This window comes from Frankia sp. RB5, assembly GCF_059816245.1.
The window spans coordinates 1-17,183 of the sequence record NZ_JCBATA010000039.1 but is presented as its reverse complement, the minus strand read 5'-3'; the positions used below and the strand labels follow the sequence as shown (position 1 = coordinate 17,183).

Sequence of the window (17,183 nt, the reverse complement as noted above, 5' to 3'; positions counted from 1 at the left end):
GGCGGCCGCATTTGCCGATCTGGTTAGCGAAATGCCCGGAATCAACCAAATAGTATATTGTCGCGCTTCAGGCGTTCTCCAGGAGATCCGGTGAGACGCTCGCCTCGGTATTGGGGATACCGAGGGCGTGAGCGCGCTTGTCCGCGAGCGCGAGCAGCCGGCGGATCCGACCGGCGACCGCGTCCTTGGTCAGCGGCGGATCGGCCAGCGCGCCCAGCTCCTCCAGCGACGCCTGGGCGTGCTCGAGGCGCAGCCGGCCGGCGGCGAGCAGGTGCTCGGGCGCGTCCTCACCGAGGATGCGCATCGCCGCCTGCACCCGCGCCCCCGCGGCGACGGCCGCGCGGGCCGAGCGGCGCAGGTTCGCGTCGTCGAAGTTCGCCAGCCGGTTCGCCGTCGCCCGGACCTCGCGGCGCATCCGCCGCTCCTCCCAGGCCAGCAGGCTCTCGTGGGCGCCGATACGGGTCAGCAGCGCGCCGATCGCGTCGCCGTCTCGGATGACGACCCGGTCGACGCCGCGCACGTCGCGGCTCTTCGCCTGCACGCCGAGTCGCCGCGCCGCGCCGACCAGCGCCAGCGCCGCCTCCGGCCCCGGCGAGGTGACCTCCAGCGAGCAGGACCGGCCGGGCTCCGTCAGCGACCCATGGGCGAGGAACGCGCCCCGCCAGGCCGCCGCCGCGTCGCACGCCGACCCGGTGACGACCTGCGGCGGCAGACCGCGCACCGGCCGGCCCCGCTGGTCGAGCAGCCCGGTGGAGCGGGCGAGCTGCTCGCCGTCGCGCTCCACCCGGACGATGTAGCGCACCGAGCGGCGCAGGCCGCCCGCGGCGAGCACCGCCACGGTGGACGGGAACCCGAACACCTCCGCGACCTCACGGCGCAGCCGGCGCGCGGTCGCGCCCGTGTCCAGCTCCGCCTCGACGACGATTCGGCCCCCGACGATGTGCAGTCCCCCGCCGAAACGCAGCAGGGCGGCCATTTCGGCCCGCCGGCAGCAGGGCTTCGCGACCCGCAGCCGGCTCAGTTCGTCCTTGACGGTGGCCGTCATCGCCGCCACACCGATCACTCCTTGGCTTCACCGGATGAGGTCCGGCGAACCGCTCCGCCGGACGATGGGTACGTGGTGACCGGCCGCCGGGAGGAGGCGGGCGGTCCAGTGCGGGCGGCGGGCGGTGCGGGCACCGCCGCTGCCGGCCGCGGCAGGGCCGCGAACAGCGTCCGGAAGGCGGCGGCGAGCAGGGCCGGATCGTGCACGGGAGCGCCGGGCACCCGCACCGGCGCCAGGTGCAGCAGCGCCCCGAGCTCGGCCGCCGCCCGGGTCAGGGGATCCGGCTCGGGCACCGCCGTCGGGTCGGCGAGGACGACGTCCACGCACAGGCCGGGCACGTGCCGGCGCAGCGCCTCCAGGTGCGCCGGCGGGGTGTAGCCGGCGGTCTCGCCGGGCTGGGCGGCCAGGTTCAGAACCATCACCCGGCGCGCCCGCGACTGGGTGATGGCCTCGCGCATGCCAGGCACCAGCAGGTGCGGCAGCATGCTCGTGTACAGGGAGCCGGGGCCGAGCACGAGCCAGTCGGCGGCCCGCACCGCCGCGACCGCCTCCGCGCAGGGCGCCGGCGCCGCCGGGGTGAGCCGCACGCCGACCACCCGGCCGGCCGTGGTCGCCACGGCCGCCTGCCCACGGACCTCGCTCGTCGCCGCCGGCGCCGCCGGGTCGAGACCCGCGACGTCGGCGACGATGTCGATGCCCTCGGTGGCCAGCGGCAGCACCCGCCCACGCACCCCGAGCAGGACGGCGGCCAGGTCCAGCGCGGCCACCGGCGAGCCGGTGCGCTCCGCGAGCCCGGTGAGCACGAGGTTGCCGACCGCGTGCCCGGCCAGCGGACCGTCGCCGCCGAAACGGTGCTGGAACAGCTCCGCCCACGTCGCCGGGACCCCGCCCGGCTCGGCCAGGGCGGCCAGGGCCATCCGCAGGTCGCCCATGGGCAGCGCGCCGAGCTCGGTGCGCAGCCGGCCGGACGAACCGCCGTCGTCGCCGACGGTGACGACGGCGGTGAGCGACGGGGTGAGCCCACGCAGCGCCGCCAGCGAGGCGGCGAGGCCGTGGCCGCCGCCGAACGCGACGACCGACGGTCCGGCGGACGGAGTGGGATCCGGCACGCTCACTCCCGTCCCAGGTCGCGGTGCACGACCCGGACCCCGACACCGTCGGCGGCGAGGCGCACGCCGAGCTGCTCCGCCATGGCGACGCTGCGGTGCTTGCCGCCGGTACAGCCGACGGCGAGCGTCAGGTACCGCTTGCCCTCCCGGGCATAGCCGTCGCCCACCAGGCGCAGCAGCGCCGCGTACTGGTCGAGGAACTCGGCGGCGCCCGGCTGGGCCAGCACGTAGTCCCGCACCTGCGGATCACGCCCGGTGTAGGGGCGCAGCTCCTCCACCCAGTGCGGGTTGGGCAGGAAGCGGCAGTCGGCGACGAGGTCGGCGTCCAGCGGCAGGCCGTACTTGTACCCGAACGACACGACCGTCGCGTTGAGCCGGTTCGCGGTCGGCAGCCCGAACGCCGCGTCGATCTTCGAGCGCAGCTCGTGCACGTTCAGGTCGGTGGTGTCCAGCACGAGGTCTGCCTCGCCCCGCAGCTCGGCGAGCAGGGCCCGCTCCCGGCCAATGCCGTCGACGACCCGCCCGTCGCCCTGCAGCGGGTGCGGCCTTCGGACGTGGTCGAAGCGGCGGATGAGCGCGTCGTCGCTGGCCTCGAGGAACAGCATCCGCGGATGCATGCCGCGGGCGTCGAGGGCGGCGACGGCGGCCCGCAGGTCGGAGAAGAAAGCCCGCCCACGCACGTCGACGACGACGGCGATGCGGCTGACCGCGCCGCCGGAGCGATGGCCGAGCTCGGCCATCGTGGACAGTAGCCCGGGTGGCAGGTTGTCGACGACGAACCAGCCGAGGTCCTCCAGGCACTTGGCCGCCGTGCTGCGGCCCGCCCCGGACAGCCCGGTGATGATCGCGAGATCGAGGGTGGGGGTGGTCATGACACGCTCCCCGCGTCGGCATGCTCCGCGTCGGCATGGTCCGCGACCGGACCGTCGTCGAGGATCTCACCGGTGGCCGGGTCGACGGCGGGCGCGGGTGCCGAGACGCCCCCTGGGGCGGAGCGGGCGAGGGTGGCGAGGATCGCCTCGGCCGTGCGCGGGCCGATCCCGGGCACCTCGGTGAGCTGCTCGACGCTGGCCGCCCGCACCTTCGCGACCGAGCCGAACCGCCGCAGCAGCGCCTTGCGCCGGGTCTCCCCCAGCCCCGGCACCTCGTCGAGGGCGGAGACCACCATGGCGGCGGACCGCTTCTGCCGGTGGTAGGTGATCGCGAACCGGTGCGCCTCGTCGCGCACCCGTTGGAGCAGGTAGAGCGCCTCGGACGTGCGCGGCAGGATCACCGGCTCGTCGCTGCCGGGCAGCCAGACCTCCTCGAGGCGTTTGGCGAGCCCGCACAGCGCCACCCCGCCGGGCCCGTCGTCGATGCCGAGCTCGTCGAGGGCGCGGGCGGCAGCGGCGACCTGCGGCGCGCCGCCGTCGACGACGACGAGGTTCGGCGGGTAGGCGAACTTCCGCGGCCGGCCGGTGTCCGGATCGATCGGCCCCCCGGCGGCCTCCCCACCGCCCGCGGCGTCGGCGTCGGCGTTGGCGTTGGCGTCGGCCGTGGCGAGGGCGTCCGCGCTGGCCGCGTCGTCCGGGGTGTCCGCGATGCCGACGAGCTCGCCGGTGCGGGACCTCTCGGCGAGGTAGCGGGAGAAGCGGCGGTGGATCGTCTCGTGCATGCTCGCTACGTCGTCGGTCGCGCCGTCCGACGCGGCGCCGCGGATGGAGAAGCGGCGGTACTCGGACTTGCGGGCCAGCCCGTCCTCGAAGACGACCATGCTCGCGACGACGTTGGTCCCCTGGATGTTGGAGACGTCGAAGCACTCGATGCGCAGCGGCGCGTCCGGCAGCTCCAGGGTCTCCTGCAGCTCGGCGAGCGCCCGGCTGCGCGCGGTCAGGTCACTGGCCCGCTTCGTGCGGTGCAGCGCGAGCACCTGGCGGGCGTTGCGCTCGACGGTCTCCAGCAGCGTGCGCTTGTCGCCCCGGCGGGGCACCCGCAGGTCCACCCGGCCACCGCGGATCTCGCCGAGCAGCTCGGTCACGGCGTCCGCGTCCGGCGGCAGGACGGGGACGAGCACCTCCCGCGGCACCCCGGCACCACCGTCCGCCGGCGCCCCGCCTCCCGACGGCTGCCCATCGCCGGCCGGCGCCCCACCGTCCAGGTACTCCTGGGTGAGGAACTGCTCGACGAGGTCGGCGGTCGTCACCTCGTCGACCTTGTCGATGACCCAGCCGCGCTGGCCGCGCACCCGCCCGCCGCGCACGTGGAAGATGGCGACGGCGGCCTCCAGCTCGTCCTCGGCGAGAGCGATCACGTCGGCGTCGGTGTCGTCGGGCAGCACGACGGCCTGCTTCTCGATGGCCCGGCGCAGCGCCCCGGCGTCGTCGCGCAGCCGGGCGGCCCGCTCGTACTCCTGGGCCTGTGCGGCCTCGCGCATCTCGCGCTCCAGCCGGCGCAGGTAGCGCGCGGTGTGACCGGACATGAAGTCGCAGAAGTCGTCGACGATCGCCCGGTGGGTCTCGGCGTCGACCCGGCCGACGCACGGCGCCGAGCAGCGGTCGATGTAACCGAGCAGGCACGGCCGGCCGACCTGCCCGGCCCGCTTGAACACCCCGGCCGAGCAGGTGCGTGCGGGGAACACGCGCAGCAGCAGGTCCAGGGTCTCGCGGATCGCCCAGGCATGGGCGTACGGGCCGAAATACCGCACGCCCCGGCGCTTCGGCCCGCGCATCACCTGCAGCCGCGGGAACTCCTCGTGCAGCGTCACGGCGAGACTCGGGTAGCTCTTGTCGTCGCGGTAGCGGACGTTGAAGCGCGGGTCGAACTGCTTGATCCAGGTGAACTCCAGCTGGAGCGCCTCGACCTCGGTGGTGACGACGGTCCAGTCCACGGCGCTCGCGGTGCGGACCATGGTCTGGGTGCGGGGGTGCAGCGTGTACGGATCGGCGAAGTAGTTGGCCAGCCGGGCCCGCAGGTTCTTGGCCTTGCCGACGTAGAGCACGCGGCCGTGCTCGTCGCGGAAGCGATAGACGCCGGGGGTCTCGGGAATCGAGCCCGGCGGGGGCCGGTAGGACGCCGGATCAGCCATGAACCGAGCCTACGGCGACCATCATCCGGAACGAGCAGCACCTGCACGTAACCATTTCATCACGCATAGCTCGGAGCCTCCACGGCGGGTCCTCGCGAAGCGTCTCGGAGGAGTGACGGACGGGAGTGGAGCCATGGGCGTAAAGTAATCACATCTACACCTTCCGCTGTCGTGGGTCACCCCGCTGGCGCCCGGGCGAGGGGGCTGCGACCCTCGACACACCGGGCAAGCGAACCGAGGGAGCCAGCACGTGCTTGGAAAGGACGTCACGGCGGAGTTCGTCGTGGACGACGGGGCCAGCCGCGGGCGGGTCACGGTGCTCCAGTTCGGCTGGCGCGCCTGCGACCCGTTGGCCGTGTCCCTGTCGCTGGTGTCCAGGCCGGAGCACCCCGCGCTGCCGCAGGGCACCTGGGTGGCGCCCCGCGACGCGCTGCGCACCGGGCTGGAGACGGCCGTGGGCGACGGCGACGTGCGCATCGGCCCGGACCCGGCACGCCGCGGCGTCCGGCTGGACCTGCTCGACGGCGGCCAGCGCCGGGTGGTGGTGGTCGCGACCTCGTCCCTGCGCCGCTTCCTGGACCGCACCGAGCGGCTCGTCCCCACCGGCCAGGAGCACACCGAGGCGGAACTCGACACGGTCCTGGCCGACCTGCTGGAGAACTGACAGGCCTCCCCCGGCCGCCCGTCCCGATCCCGCCGCCGGCCTCAGCGGGCCGCCGCGGCCTCGGCGAGGCGCCGGCCGCGCCCCCCGTTCTTTCCGGGGCGCGCCTCGGCGGCGGCGACCCGGTCGCCGAGGATCTCCCGGAGGAAGACGGCGGTGTGGCTCTCGGCCACCGCAGCCACCGTCTCCGGTGCCCCCTGGGCGACGACCCGGCCGCCGCCGGTGCCCCCCTCCGGTCCCATGTCGACGATCCAGTCGGCCGTCTTGATCACGTCGAGGTTGTGCTCGATGACGATCACCGTGTTGCCGGCGTCGACCAGCCGGCCGAGCACGCCGAGCAGCTTGCGGATGTCCTCGAAGTGCAGGCCCGTCGTCGGCTCGTCCAGGACGTAGACCGTGCGGCCGGTGGAGCGCCGCTGCAGCTCGCCGGCGAGCTTGACCCGCTGGGCCTCACCGCCGGACAGCGTCGGCGCGCTCTGGCCGAGGCGCACGTAGCCGAGGCCGACGTCGTTCAGGGTGCGCAGGTGGCGGGCGATCGCCGGGACGGCGGCGAAGAACTCGGCGCCCTCCTCGATCGGCATGTCGAGGATCTCGGCGATGTTGCGGCCCTTGTAGTGGACCTCCAGCGTCTCCCGGTTGTACCGGGCGCCGTGACAGATCTCACACGGAACGTAGACGTCCGGCAGGAAGTTCATCTCGATCTTGATGGTGCCGTCGCCGGAGCAGGCCTCGCAGCGGCCGCCCTTGACGTTGAACGAGAACCGGCCGGGAAGGTAGCCACGCACCTTCGCCTCGGTCGTCTCGGCGAACAGGCGGCGGATGTGGTCGAACACGCCGGTGTAGGTCGCCGGGTTGGAGCGTGGCGTCCGCCCGATCGGCGACTGGTCGACCCGCACGGCCTTGTCCAGGTGGTCGAGCCCGCTGACGGTGCGGTGCCGGCCGGGCACCTCGCGGGCGCCGTTGAGCCGGTTGGCGAGCACGGTGGCGAGGATGTCGTTGACCAGCGTCGACTTGCCGGAGCCGGACACTCCGGTGACGGCGACGAAGCAGCCGAGCGGGAACGACACGGTGACGTCGCGCAGGTTGTGCTCGCGGGCGCCGTGGACGGTCAGCGCCCGGCCCTTGGTCGGCGTGCGACGGATGTCGGGCACCGGGATCTGCCGGCGGCCGGACAGGTAGGCGCCGGTCATCGACTCCTCGCTGGCCAGCAGGTCCGCCACCGGCCCGGAGACGACGACCCGCCCGCCGTGCTCCCCCGCGCCGGGCCCGATGTCGACCACCCAGTCCGACGCCCGGATCGTGTCCTCGTCGTGCTCGACGACGATGAGCGTGTTACCGAGGTCACGCAGCCGCAGCAGGGTCTGGATGAGCCGGCGGTTGTCCCGCTGGTGCAGGCCGATGGACGGCTCGTCGAGCACGTACAGGACGCCGACGAGACCGGAGCCGATCTGGGTGGCGAGCCGGATGCGCTGTGCCTCGCCGCCGGCGAGCGTCCCGGCGGCGCGGTCGAGGGAGAGGTAGTCGAGGCCGACGTCGAGCAGGAAGGTCAGCCGCGCGTCGACCTCCCTGATCACCCGGCCGGCGATGGTCTGCTCCCGCTCGGTGAGCTCCAGCTCCCGCAGGAACGCCGCGCACTCGCCGATGGCCATTCCGGACACCTCGGCGATCGACCGCCCGCCAACGGTCACCGCCAGCGACTCGGGCCGCAGCCGCGCGCCCCGGCAGGCCGGGCACGGCACGTCGCGCATGTAACCCTCGTACCGCTCGCGGCTGCTGTCGGACTCGGCCTCCCGGTGCCGCCGGCCGAGGAACGCGATCACACCCTCGAACGAGGTGTAGTAGGAGCGCTTGCGGCCGTAGCGGTTGGTGTAGCCGACGTGGATCTCCGTCTCGCCACTACCGTGCAGCACCGCCTTGCGGGCCCGCTCGGGCAGGCCCTCCCAGGGCGTGTCCATCCGGAAGCTGAGGTCCTCGGCGAGGGCGGTGAGCAGCCGCTCGAAGTACTCCTTGTTGTGCCCCGCGGACCAGGGGGCGATCGCGCCCTGCGCCAGCGACAGCGTCGGGTCGGGCACGACGAGCTCGGGGTCGACCTCCTTGCGGGTGCCGAGGCCGGTGCACTCCGGGCAGGCGCCGTACGGCGAGTTGAACGAGAACGACCGCGGTTCGAGCTCCTCGAAGGAAAGGTCGTCGTAGAGGCAAGCGAGGTGCTCGGAGTACATTCGCTCGCGCTCCGGGTCCTCCGCCGGCCGGTCGACGAAGTCGACGAGGACGAGCCCGCCGCCGAGGCGCAGCGCCGTCTCCACCGAGTCGGTGAGCCGCTGCTTGGCGGACGCCTTCGCCGCCAGCCGGTCGACGACGACCTCGATGGTGTGCTTGCGCTGCTTCTCAAGCTTCGGCACGTCGGTGAGGGCGACGACGGTGCCGTCGACCCGGGCCCGGGCGAACCCGGAACTCTGCAGCTCGGCGAACAGGTCGACGTACTCGCCCTTGCGCCCGCGCACCACCGGGGCGAGCACCTGGAAGCGGGTGCCCTCGGGCAGCTCGAGCAGCCGGTCGACGATCTGCTGCGGGGTCTGCCGGGAGATCGGCCGCCCGCACTTCGGGCAGTGCGGCCGGCCTGCGCGGGCGAACAGCAGCCGCAGGTAGTCGTAGACCTCGGTGATGGTGCCGACGGTGGACCGCGGGTTGCGCGAGGTCGACTTCTGGTCGATGGAGACCGCCGGCGACAGGCCCTCGATGAAGTCGACGTCCGGCTTGTCCATCTGGCCGAGGAACTGGCGCGCGTACGCGGACAGCGACTCGACGTAGCGCCGCTGACCCTCGGCGAAGATCGTGTCGAACGCGAGGCTCGACTTGCCCGACCCCGACATCCCGGTGAAGACGATCAGCCCGTCCCGGGGCAGATCGAGATCGACGTCGCGGAGGTTGTGCTCACGCGCGCCACGCACGACAAGTCGGTCGGCCATCGTCGATCCCTCGTGATCTTCCGGAAAATCGGACCTGGTCGGGTGTGGCCATGCTACGGACGGGGTCCGACAGTTTTCGTGGCCGCCCGCCGGCGCCACCGCAGGACCGGGCGCGCCCGCCTCCGCGTCGCCCGCCACCCGCCGGACCGTAACGACCTGACGGATGATGGTGTTCCACCCACGTGTGGTCCCAGCACGGTCCGCCCAGCCCCGCCGGGGGCGAGAGGAGTCCCCTCCATGACCAGCGAGCACGACACCGCCACGCCCGCGGCCGGCGGCGCCTACACGGGCCGGGTCACCGTCGGCGGCCCGGCCGACACCCGCGCGCTACCCGGCCTGATGGTGACGAAGGTCGCGGTCGGCCCGATGAACAACAACGCCTATCTGCTGCGCTGCCCCACCACCGGCGAACAGCTGCTCATCGACGCCGCGAACGAACCCGGCACCCTGCTCACCCTGATCGGCGACGCCGGTCTCGCCACCGTGGTCACCAGTCACCGCCACAGCGACCATGTCCAGGCCCTCGCCGAGGTCGTGGCCGCCACCGGCGCGACCACGGTCGCCCATGCCGACGACGCAGCCGAGATCCCGGTACCGACCGCTCGGATCATTCACGACGGCGACGGGGTCACCGTCGGCCGCGCCACCCTGCGGGCGATCCACCTCGTCGGCCACACCCCCGGCTCGGTGGCCCTGCTCTACGACGCCGACCCCGCCGCCCCGCACCTGTTCACCGGCGACTGCCTGTTCCCCGGCGGCCCCGGCAACACCTTCGGTGACGCGGACGCCTTCACCACCCTCATGGACGACCTGGAGCGCAAGGTCTTCGGCCCCCTGCCGGATGAGACGTGGATCTACCCCGGCCACGGCGACGACACCACCCTCGGCGCCGAACGCCCCCACCTCGCCGAATGGCGCTCCCGCGGCTGGTGATCAGCCCACCCGCGGGGCTGTCAGCGCAGGCCAGGGTGCCGGACTGATAGGCCCCTCGGTCTCGCCTGCGACCACACGGAGACTGCGACCACACAGAGACAAGGGCCGCTGGCGAGGTGTGGGTCAGCGGCGGGCGGTGATGTGGAACATGGTGACGGTGGCGGTGATCGGGTCCGGGGCGGCGCCGTCCTGGAGGGTGGCCAGCCAGGTGGTGAGTGAGGCGGGCTGAGGTTCGAGGCGGGCGACCGTGCGGCTGACGTCCAGCAGGGCGTCGACGGCGGCGAAGCCCTCGGCCGTGACGAGGTGGCCGGACAGGGCGACGTCCCGAAAGCCCGCCTGACGGGCCATCCGCGGGAGGTCCCGGCCGATCCAGCCGTGGCGGAAACCGTCACACCACGCGTCGGTGAAGCGGCGGGTGGCCGCACGGACGGCGCTGGTGATCGTCACTGTGCCGCAGTCGGGTTCGACGAGCGCCATCCGGCCGCCCGGCCGTAGCACCCGGTACGCCTCGGCGAGCACGCGCGACGGTTCGTCGAGGTGCATGAGCAGCCGGTCGGCCTTCACCGCGTCCAGCGAGGACTCGTCGAGGTCGAGATCGTCCGCCGAGCCGACGGTGAACGAGACGTTCGCCAGGCCGTCCGGGACGCGAGCGCGGGCCAGTTCGACCAGTCTGGCGCTCAGATCGACGCCGACACAGGAACCCGTCGGGCCGACGGTGGCCCCGATCGCGAGAACGTCGTGCCCGAGACCCGAGCCGAGATCCGCCACCGCGGAATCCGGCCGCAGGTCCAGATCCGCCAGGACGGCCTTCTTGTACGCGCGGAAGGACGGCAGCGTGTACTGCAGTTCGATGGTGTCGACCACGTCGTGGATGTTCCGGCCCTGATCGGCCTGGCGGAACGCGTCTCCGCGGGAGACCGGGACGTCGGTGGATTCCTTCGGGTTCCGCACGGTTGTCCTTTCCCTGTCCGCACAACACCCCCGTACACAGCCCTCACGGTAGCGAGGTACTGCTTTCGGAGCAGCCTGCTGAGAGCCGGGCGTACAACGGACGTCGGGCATCCCCGCAGAAGACGAACAGCAAACGAACTACTGGTGGCTTCGCCGGCGGATCCCGCTATCCGCCGGCCAGCTCCTGCCGGGGCAGGCGGCCGAGGCGGTGGCGGGCCGCGGCGGGGACGGCGTTCCAGCGGGAGCGCACCGCGGGTTCCCAGGACGGGCGGACCAGGCCGCCGAGGAGACCGGCGAGGATGCGGGCGGCGCGCAGCGCGTCGTGCGGATGGCCGGTCACGAGCTTGCGGGCGGTCAGCAGGACGAGCTGACCGGCGTACACCGCGGGCCAGGCCCAGCCGAGCGACGCGCGGTGGCGGCGGGCGTAGAGGGCGCCGGCACGGCCGAGTTCGGCGTGCAGCAGTCCGGAGCGCCCGACGGTCTCGCCGCCGAGGTGGACCACCGGCCACTCGTCGTCGGCCCAGGCGATCCGGCCTGCGGCCGCGTGCAGCCGCGCGAACAGGTCCGTCTCCTCGTAGTACATCCAGAACGACGGGTCGAAGCCGCCCATCCGCAGGAAGGTCGGCACGCGGATGGCGAAGAACGCGCCGACGGGATAGCGCAGGTCAGGCCAGCGGGCGACGGCGGCCGCCTCCCCGCGCACGGCGATGAAGGCGCTGGTCCGCGGGGTGGGCAGGACCGTCCTCGAGCGCGCCGGCGGGCCGCCGGCGGTGGCGAGGAACGGGAAGGCGACCGCGTCGACGGACGGCGGGTACCAGGCGAGCAGCTTGGGCAGCACGTCCGCGGTGTCGGCGGGGATCGTCACGTCGCTGTTGACGACGAGCAGCCACTCCGGCGCCGATCCGTCCTCGAGCTCGGCGCGGACGGCGACGTTCACCGCCGTGCCGTAGCCGACGTTGCCCTGCCCCTCGAGGACGCGCACCCCGTCCGGCACGGGGCAGTCGCCGAGCGTGTCGTTCTCGACCAGCACCACCCGGGAGCCTCTGATCGCCACCAGAGCCGAAAGCAACCGGTGCAGATGGGTCGAGCCACCATAGGAGACGACGACCGCCAACAGAGGGTGCATTATCCGCCTTCAGTAGAAGAGAAATCCGGAAACTTCTTCAATCGGTTAAGGCCGGCAGCGACGCACGTTCGGCGCGATGGGATCACACCGGACAAGGGCGATCAGTCGGAATTCGGCAGTGGCCGCCGCGAAGGCGGCCGGGCCTGCGGTGCGCCGCTAACCGGCCGGAACGGACCCACCCCGGTCCATCGACCCGGACACCGACCGCCACCAGGGTAACGACCTGGCTGTGGCGGTCCAGGTTCTTCCTTCCGGCGAGTCGCACCCGCTCTTCCCGCGCCATAGGCACCACGTCGCACGAGTATCACCGCCGATCCACGTGAAATGCGAACCGAAAACGCACACCGTGACCCCGCCGCGACGACAACGAGAACACAAATAATGGATCTCTCGGGTGGCGCACACCCCGGGGCCGCCGTGCGCGACTGTCGCCGCGGGCCGCGGGCTCCCCCGGGCCGACGGACACCTCGGCGACGACGCACCGGCGCGCCGCGTCCCGGGAAGGGCGCCCCCAACGCCCGCGGAAGGCCGGCGGCGCCGCGCTACCCGCCGGCGGCGTCGGCCTGGCGGCGCAGGCCCGGGTCGGATGGCCGTGAGTTGATGGAAGTCCGCCGTTTCGCCATCAGTCATGACAGCGCCCTGTCAACGTGGAACGCATGCCGCACCCAGATCGACTGACCGCGATCGTCGAGGAGCTGCGCCGGGCCGGACCCGCCGGGCGCACAGCCGCGAGCCTGGCGGCCCGACTGGACGTCAGTGTACGGACGATTCGCCGGGATCTCCTTGTCCTCCAGGGCGCCGGGGTGCCGGTGGGGGGGATCTCGGGGCCGGGCGGCGGCTACGTGCTCGCCCAGCACGCGATGCTGCCGCCGGTCGCCCTCACCCAGGGCCAGGCCACCGCGGCGGCCGTGGCCTTGGCCGCCGCCTCCACCGGCCCGCTGACCCGGGACGGCGCGGCGGCCCTGGAGAAGCTGCTCGACACCATGCCCCCGGCGGAGCAGAAGCAGGTCGCCGAGGTGGCGTCGCGGGGCTGGGCGGCTCCCCCGGCGGTCATCCGCTCGGCGCTGGCCGCCACCGTCGAGGAGGCGCTGCGCGGTGGCCAGATCCTGGTCATCGACTACCAGGACGCGGCCGGCAGCCGCACGGTCGGCCGCCGGGTCGAGCCCCATCTGCTCGCCTTCACCGGCGGCCAGTGGTACCTGCTGGCCTGGTGCCTGGAGCGGCGGGGGCCGCGGTGGTTCCGCTGGGACCGCATCTCCCGCGCGGTGAACACCGGCCAGCAGATGGCCGACAGGGACCCGTTCGCCCTGTTCACGGCGCCGCCGCCCGGTCCGCGGCGGATCCGCCGGGCGCCCGCCCAGGGCGAGCCGGCTCGCCCCACCTGACGGGCGCCCGGGCCCGGTGGCACCGGCCACCAGGCGGCCTAGCCGCGAGGCCCGGAGTCCGACCCGGCGCCACGGGCCGGGACGGCCGTCCGGTCGTCGTCGGCGACGTGCTGACCACCAGCCGTGTGCTGACCACCAGCCGTGTGCTCACCACCGGAGACCGCCGGGCTGGCTGGCGCGGGCTCGTCCGGTGCCTCCTTGTGCGGAGGCTCGGTGCGCAGCGACCAGATGATCGAGGCGGCCAGCGCCACGGCGATCACGCCGAGGGACAGCCCGATCGGCATGTGCCACACGTCCGTGAGCAGCATCTTGACCCCGATGAAGGCCAGGATGAACGCGAGGCCGGTGGCGAGGTGGTGGAAGCGTTCCATCAGCCCGGACAGCAGGAAGAACAACGACCGCAGGCCCAGGATGGCCAGCGCGTTGCTGGTGTAGACGAGGAAGGTCTCGTCGGTCACACCGAGCGCGGCGGGCACCGAGTCGAAGGCGAACAGCACGTCGGCGGTCTCGATCGCGACGAGGACGGCGAGCAGTGGCGTCGCGGTGAGCACGCCGGCACGCCGCAGCCAGAATCGCTGGCCGTGATATTCGTCCGTGACCGGAACGAACCGGCGCAGCAGGCTCACCGCGCGGTTCTTGCCGGGGTCCATCTCGACGCCGTCGTCCCGCACCATCTTCACGGCGGTGTAGATCAGGAAGGCACCGAACAGGTAGATGACAAAGCTGAACCGGTCGAGTAGCGCGATGCCGGCGGCGATGAACAGAAATCGCAGCACCAGGGCGCCGAGCACGCCGTAGAACAACACCCGGTGCTGGTAGGCCCGGGGCACCCGGAAGTACGAGAAGATCAGCGCGAAGACGAACAGGTTGTCGACGGACAGGCTCTTTTCGAGCAGGTACGCCGCGGTGTACTCACCGGCGGCGCCCGGCCCCTGCCAGGCCCAGATCACGCCGGCGAAGCCGAGGCCGAGGGTGACCCACAGCACGCTCCACGCGGCGGCCTCACGGAAGCCGATCACGTGGGCACGCCGGTGGGCGAGCAGGTCGACGGTCAACAGGGCGAGCAGAACGCCGACGAAGGCGGCCCAGGCCCAGAAGGGCACATGCACGGATGTCTCCAGTAACTTCGGGTCGTCTGGCGGTGCGGACGAGCGGTCGGGGCGGCGGATGTCGCCCCGAGCGGCCGGGCTCCGTTGCCTGCGGCCGGTCGGGGCACGGGGGGTCGTCGCGTCGCCGGGAGCCGTGGGTCCGGACGGCGGCGGCGCACAAGTCTCAGTTGTCGATCGGGTAACTGGGTTTTTCGGATGTCACTGGCCTGAGGGGCAGGGGCATGAGGGGCAGAGGGATGAGGGGTTGGCGCGGGCCGCGTGACGGCCGGTCCGCGCCAACCCGTGGATCAGCGCCAGAAGCTGCCGGGGCGCATCGGGCCTGCTCCGCCGCCGCGCAGGGGCGCCGTCTCGATCGCCTGGCTCAGTTCGACCGGGCCGACGGTGCCGACCATCCGCACCCCGCCGTCACCGGTGGGTTCGACCACGACGACGCAGCCGGCGGCCGGCCGCTCGACGAGCCGCCCGGGCAACTCCGCCAGCGGGTCCTGCGGCGCGGCCGTGGCGACCATGGACAGCGGGACGAGCACCCGGTTCACCCGGGCCAGGCCGCGGTCGTCCATCGGCACGGCCGCGAGATCACGCAGCAGCGCCACGCCCGCGAGGGAACCGTCGAAGTCGGCAACACCGAAGACGGCCTGGCGGGACGGCAGCACCACGTCCCGCAGCGCGTCGTCCACCGTCGACCAAGAGGACAACGCGGGCGGCGCGGGCGCCATCACGTCGCGGGCGGCGAGACCGGCGAGCGCGGCCTGCGTGCGCTGCTGGGACTGGGCGAGCCGGGAGGCGCCGAGGGCCAGCCAGCCGAGCAGGGCCGCCCACAGGGCGACGAACCCGACGACGAACACCCCGGCGGCACCGATGAGGATCAGCGCCCAACCACTGGCGACGCCCGCCCGGGCCACCGCCCGTTCGGCGCGCTCCCGGCTGCCGGTGCGGCGCAGCACCCGGTCGGCGATCAGCCGGCCACCGGCGCTGCGAGGGCTCGGCAGCGCGTCGACGGCCGTGACGAGCAGGGCGAACGTGCCGACCCAGAGCGCCACCTGGCCGGCGAGGGCCAGGGTTCCGCCGGGGCTGAGCGCTCCGAGCGTGACCAGCACGGCACCGGCGAGGGCAGTGACGGCGAGGCCCGCGCGGGCCATCCCCGCCTCGGCCCGCACCGCCTCGGCCCCGGCCACGTCGCCGTCGGCGGTGGTGCCGGCGCCGAAACCCGTGGATCGGCCCGCTGGCGGGGGTGGGACCAGGTCGACGCCGGCGGCGAGACCGCGGATCTCCTGGTCGTGGGACGGCGCCGACGAGCCGCCGGCGCGGGCGCCGGCGGGGCGGTCGAGGGTCGCCGAGCCGGCACCGCCCGCCCGCGACCAGCCCGCCATCCGCTCACCCGCGGCGACGGACAGCCGGCTGCCGAAGGCGCCGAGGGTGATGCCGACGACCGTCAGCCCGGCGCGGCGCGCCGCCCGGGCCCGCATCAGATCGGCACCGACCAGGATGAGGGCGAGCAGCCCGGCCCCGATCAGCCCGCCGCTGAGGTAGGCGAAGCCGGGACGGTCCGGGACGGTGGCCGGCAGCGTGAGCGCGCCGAGCAGGACGGTGACGACCGCTACCGAGACGGCGAATCCCGGACGCACCGCGATCGGCGGGATCCCTCCCCGTCTGGTGGCGTCATCGGTGGTCATGTCCGCTCAGACTCCTTTCCGGATGGACCCGGGCGGCGTTCGCGTCCGGGCTCCTGAACATCTCAACGACTAGCCTGCCCGTCGAAGTCCCGGCAGACACCGCATGGAGTGCGCGAGTTCCTCTATGATCCCGTTGCCGAACCTCGGCAAGGACGGGCGGGAGGCGTAGAGGTGGACGAAGCGGACAAAGCGGCTGAACTTCTCCTGGTCGACGACGACATCCCGGCCGGCCTGCCCGGGACGAGCCTCACCCGGCTGCCGCGCGCGGCCGTGCTCGCCGCGGCCGACTCCCGGCTGCACGCCGGCCTGCTCGGCGACTACCTCGACCTGCTGGCCGTCGCGGCGGACACCGGCAGGCGCCTGACCCGGACCGAGCTCGAGGCGTTCCGCGGCCTCGGCCAGGCGGCGGCGGAGTCCGGGGCGTCCCTGCGGGCGCTGGTCGACCTCTACCTGTCGGCGACCTGGCGGATCTGGCCGTCGCTGCCCGCAGTGCGGGCGGCCGACCGGGCGGCCCGCACCGCGCGGGAGGCGAGCCACGCCACCGACGGCCTGGCCGACGAGGAGCTGCTCGCCGACCCGGCGTCGCGGCTCGCGGACGTGATGCGGTCGGCCGGCGAGACCGTCGACGCGGTGTCCCGGACCCGGGCGGCCGCCTCCGCCGTGCTGCGGGCCAGCGACGACGCGGTCGCCGCCGTCTGCGAGGGCTACGAGGCGGCCCGCACCGCGCGGGCCCGTTCCGAGGAGGCCCTGCGCCGCGAGCTCATCGACGATCTGCTCACCGGCACGTCCGCGGTCGGTCAGCTGCTGGAGCGGGCCGGGGCGTTCGGCCTGCGGCTGGAGGCGCCGCACACGGTCCTCGTCGTCGGCGGCAACCGGCGTTTCCTCGACGGCCGGGCGCTGACCCGCGCGGCCGAGACCATCCTGAGTGGCGAGGGCGGCGGCGGCGAGCCGCTCGTGGCGACCCGGGACGGCCTGCTCGTCGCGGTGATCGCCGCGGCGCGGCCGCTCACCGGCACCGCCGACGCTCCCGACGCCGTTCCCGACCCCTCGAACAGCTTGGAGATGCCGAAATCGGTCACCTTGAGGGTGCCGTCACCCGCGAACAGGATGTTGTCGGCCTTGATGTCGCGGTGCAGCACCTTGTGGCCGTGCGCGTGCTCG

Annotated in this window: 12 protein-coding genes and 2 pseudogenes; 4 read left to right on the top strand and 10 right to left on the bottom strand. The window is 73.6% G+C overall.

All coding sequences use genetic code 11. From position 1 onward, the window contains the following. Positions 1-67: 67 nt before the first annotated feature. From whiA to uvrC, 4 genes are read right to left on the bottom strand one after another with little or no spacing between them, the layout of a single operon-like run. Positions 68-1,054, bottom strand: coding sequence for a DNA-binding protein WhiA (gene whiA / locus AC6EXY_RS20295; protein WP_101831013.1), 987 nt, complete (start codon positions 1,052-1,054; stop codon positions 68-70). Between the two features lie 5 nt (positions 1,055-1,059). Next, complete coding sequence (locus tag AC6EXY_RS20290) at positions 1,060-2,154, bottom strand: gluconeogenesis factor YvcK family protein (protein WP_480014314.1); 1,095 nt, start codon at positions 2,152-2,154, stop codon at positions 1,060-1,062. Positions 2,155-2,156: 2 nt separating this feature from the next. Next, complete coding sequence (gene rapZ, locus AC6EXY_RS20285) at positions 2,157-3,026, bottom strand: RNase adapter RapZ (RefSeq protein ID WP_101831001.1); 870 nt, start codon at positions 3,024-3,026, stop codon at positions 2,157-2,159. Next, positions 3,023-5,218: an excinuclease ABC subunit UvrC gene (gene uvrC, locus AC6EXY_RS20280; RefSeq protein WP_101831000.1), complete on the bottom strand. Its 2,196-nt coding sequence runs from the start codon at positions 5,216-5,218 to the stop codon at positions 3,023-3,025. Before uvrC ends, rapZ begins: the two co-directional genes overlap by 4 nt. A gap of 250 nt (positions 5,219-5,468) precedes the next feature. Here uvrC and AC6EXY_RS20275 point away from each other — a divergent pair, with 250 nt between their 5' ends. After that, positions 5,469-5,882, top strand: a complete 414-nt coding sequence (locus AC6EXY_RS20275) for an SsgA family sporulation/cell division regulator (protein WP_101830999.1) — start codon at positions 5,469-5,471, stop codon at positions 5,880-5,882. Between the two features lie 41 nt (positions 5,883-5,923). On the opposite strand, the gene uvrA is transcribed toward AC6EXY_RS20275, so the two are convergent. Beyond that, complete coding sequence (gene uvrA / locus AC6EXY_RS20270) at positions 5,924-8,845, bottom strand: excinuclease ABC subunit UvrA (RefSeq protein WP_499817819.1); 2,922 nt, start codon at positions 8,843-8,845, stop codon at positions 5,924-5,926. Positions 8,846-9,082: 237 nt separating this feature from the next. Between uvrA and AC6EXY_RS20265 the strand changes: the two genes are divergently transcribed. Next, positions 9,083-9,778 carry an MBL fold metallo-hydrolase gene (locus AC6EXY_RS20265; protein WP_499817818.1) on the top strand — a complete coding sequence of 232 codons (696 nt, stop codon included), beginning with the start codon at positions 9,083-9,085 and terminating at the stop codon, positions 9,776-9,778. A 123-nt stretch (positions 9,779-9,901) separates the two neighbouring features. Here AC6EXY_RS20265 and AC6EXY_RS20260 read toward each other — a convergent pair whose 3' ends face one another. Together AC6EXY_RS20260 and AC6EXY_RS20255 are read right to left on the bottom strand one after the other, a co-directional pair. Beyond that, positions 9,902-10,729: a methyltransferase domain-containing protein gene (locus AC6EXY_RS20260; RefSeq protein ID WP_499817817.1), complete on the bottom strand. Its 828-nt coding sequence runs from the start codon at positions 10,727-10,729 to the stop codon at positions 9,902-9,904. Between the two features lie 166 nt (positions 10,730-10,895). Next, positions 10,896-11,855, bottom strand: a complete 960-nt coding sequence (locus AC6EXY_RS20255) for a glycosyltransferase family 2 protein (protein ID WP_101830963.1) — start codon at positions 11,853-11,855, stop codon at positions 10,896-10,898. Between the two features lie 656 nt (positions 11,856-12,511). Here AC6EXY_RS20255 and AC6EXY_RS20250 point away from each other — a divergent pair. Next, positions 12,512-13,240: a helix-turn-helix transcriptional regulator gene (locus AC6EXY_RS20250; protein ID WP_101831008.1), complete on the top strand. Its 729-nt coding sequence runs from the start codon at positions 12,512-12,514 to the stop codon at positions 13,238-13,240. A gap of 38 nt (positions 13,241-13,278) precedes the next feature. On the opposite strand, the gene AC6EXY_RS20245 is transcribed toward AC6EXY_RS20250, so the two are convergent. Further along, entirely contained in the window at positions 13,279-14,349 is a 1,071-nt protein-coding gene (locus AC6EXY_RS20245) for a TerC family protein (RefSeq protein WP_101830962.1), read from the bottom strand. A gap of 287 nt (positions 14,350-14,636) precedes the next feature. Then, positions 14,637-16,022, bottom strand: a complete 1,386-nt coding sequence (locus AC6EXY_RS20240) for a peptidase M50 (protein ID WP_499817816.1) — start codon at positions 16,020-16,022, stop codon at positions 14,637-14,639. Between the two features lie 171 nt (positions 16,023-16,193). Here AC6EXY_RS20240 and AC6EXY_RS20235 point away from each other — a divergent pair. After that, positions 16,194-17,010 (top strand): annotated as a pseudogene (locus AC6EXY_RS20235) (PucR family transcriptional regulator); the annotation flags it as partial. A gap of 94 nt (positions 17,011-17,104) precedes the next feature. On the opposite strand, the pseudogene AC6EXY_RS20230 reads toward AC6EXY_RS20235, so the two are convergent. Further along, positions 17,105-17,161: pseudogene (locus AC6EXY_RS20230) on the bottom strand (hypothetical protein); the annotation flags it as partial. Positions 17,162-17,183: the final 22 nt, after the last annotated feature.

What these genes read in the sequence shown, in the direction of transcription:
- uvrC (WP_101831000.1), bottom strand. Translation starts at nt 5,218, where the DNA reads ATGGCTGATCCGGCGTCCTACCGGCCCCCGCCGGGCTCGATTCCCGAG.
- AC6EXY_RS20240 (WP_499817816.1), bottom strand. Translation starts at nt 16,022, where the DNA reads ATGACCACCGATGACGCCACCAGACGGGGAGGGATCCCGCCGATCGCG.
- uvrA (WP_499817819.1), bottom strand. Translation starts at nt 8,845, where the DNA reads ATGGCCGACCGACTTGTCGTGCGTGGCGCGCGTGAGCACAACCTCCGC.
- AC6EXY_RS20265 (WP_499817818.1), top strand. Translation starts at nt 9,083, where the DNA reads ATGACCAGCGAGCACGACACCGCCACGCCCGCGGCCGGCGGCGCCTAC.
- rapZ (WP_101831001.1), bottom strand. Translation starts at nt 3,026, where the DNA reads ATGACCACCCCCACCCTCGATCTCGCGATCATCACCGGGCTGTCCGGG.
- AC6EXY_RS20255 (WP_101830963.1), bottom strand. Translation starts at nt 11,855, where the DNA reads ATGCACCCTCTGTTGGCGGTCGTCGTCTCCTATGGTGGCTCGACCCAT.
- AC6EXY_RS20250 (WP_101831008.1), top strand. Translation starts at nt 12,512, where the DNA reads ATGCCGCACCCAGATCGACTGACCGCGATCGTCGAGGAGCTGCGCCGG.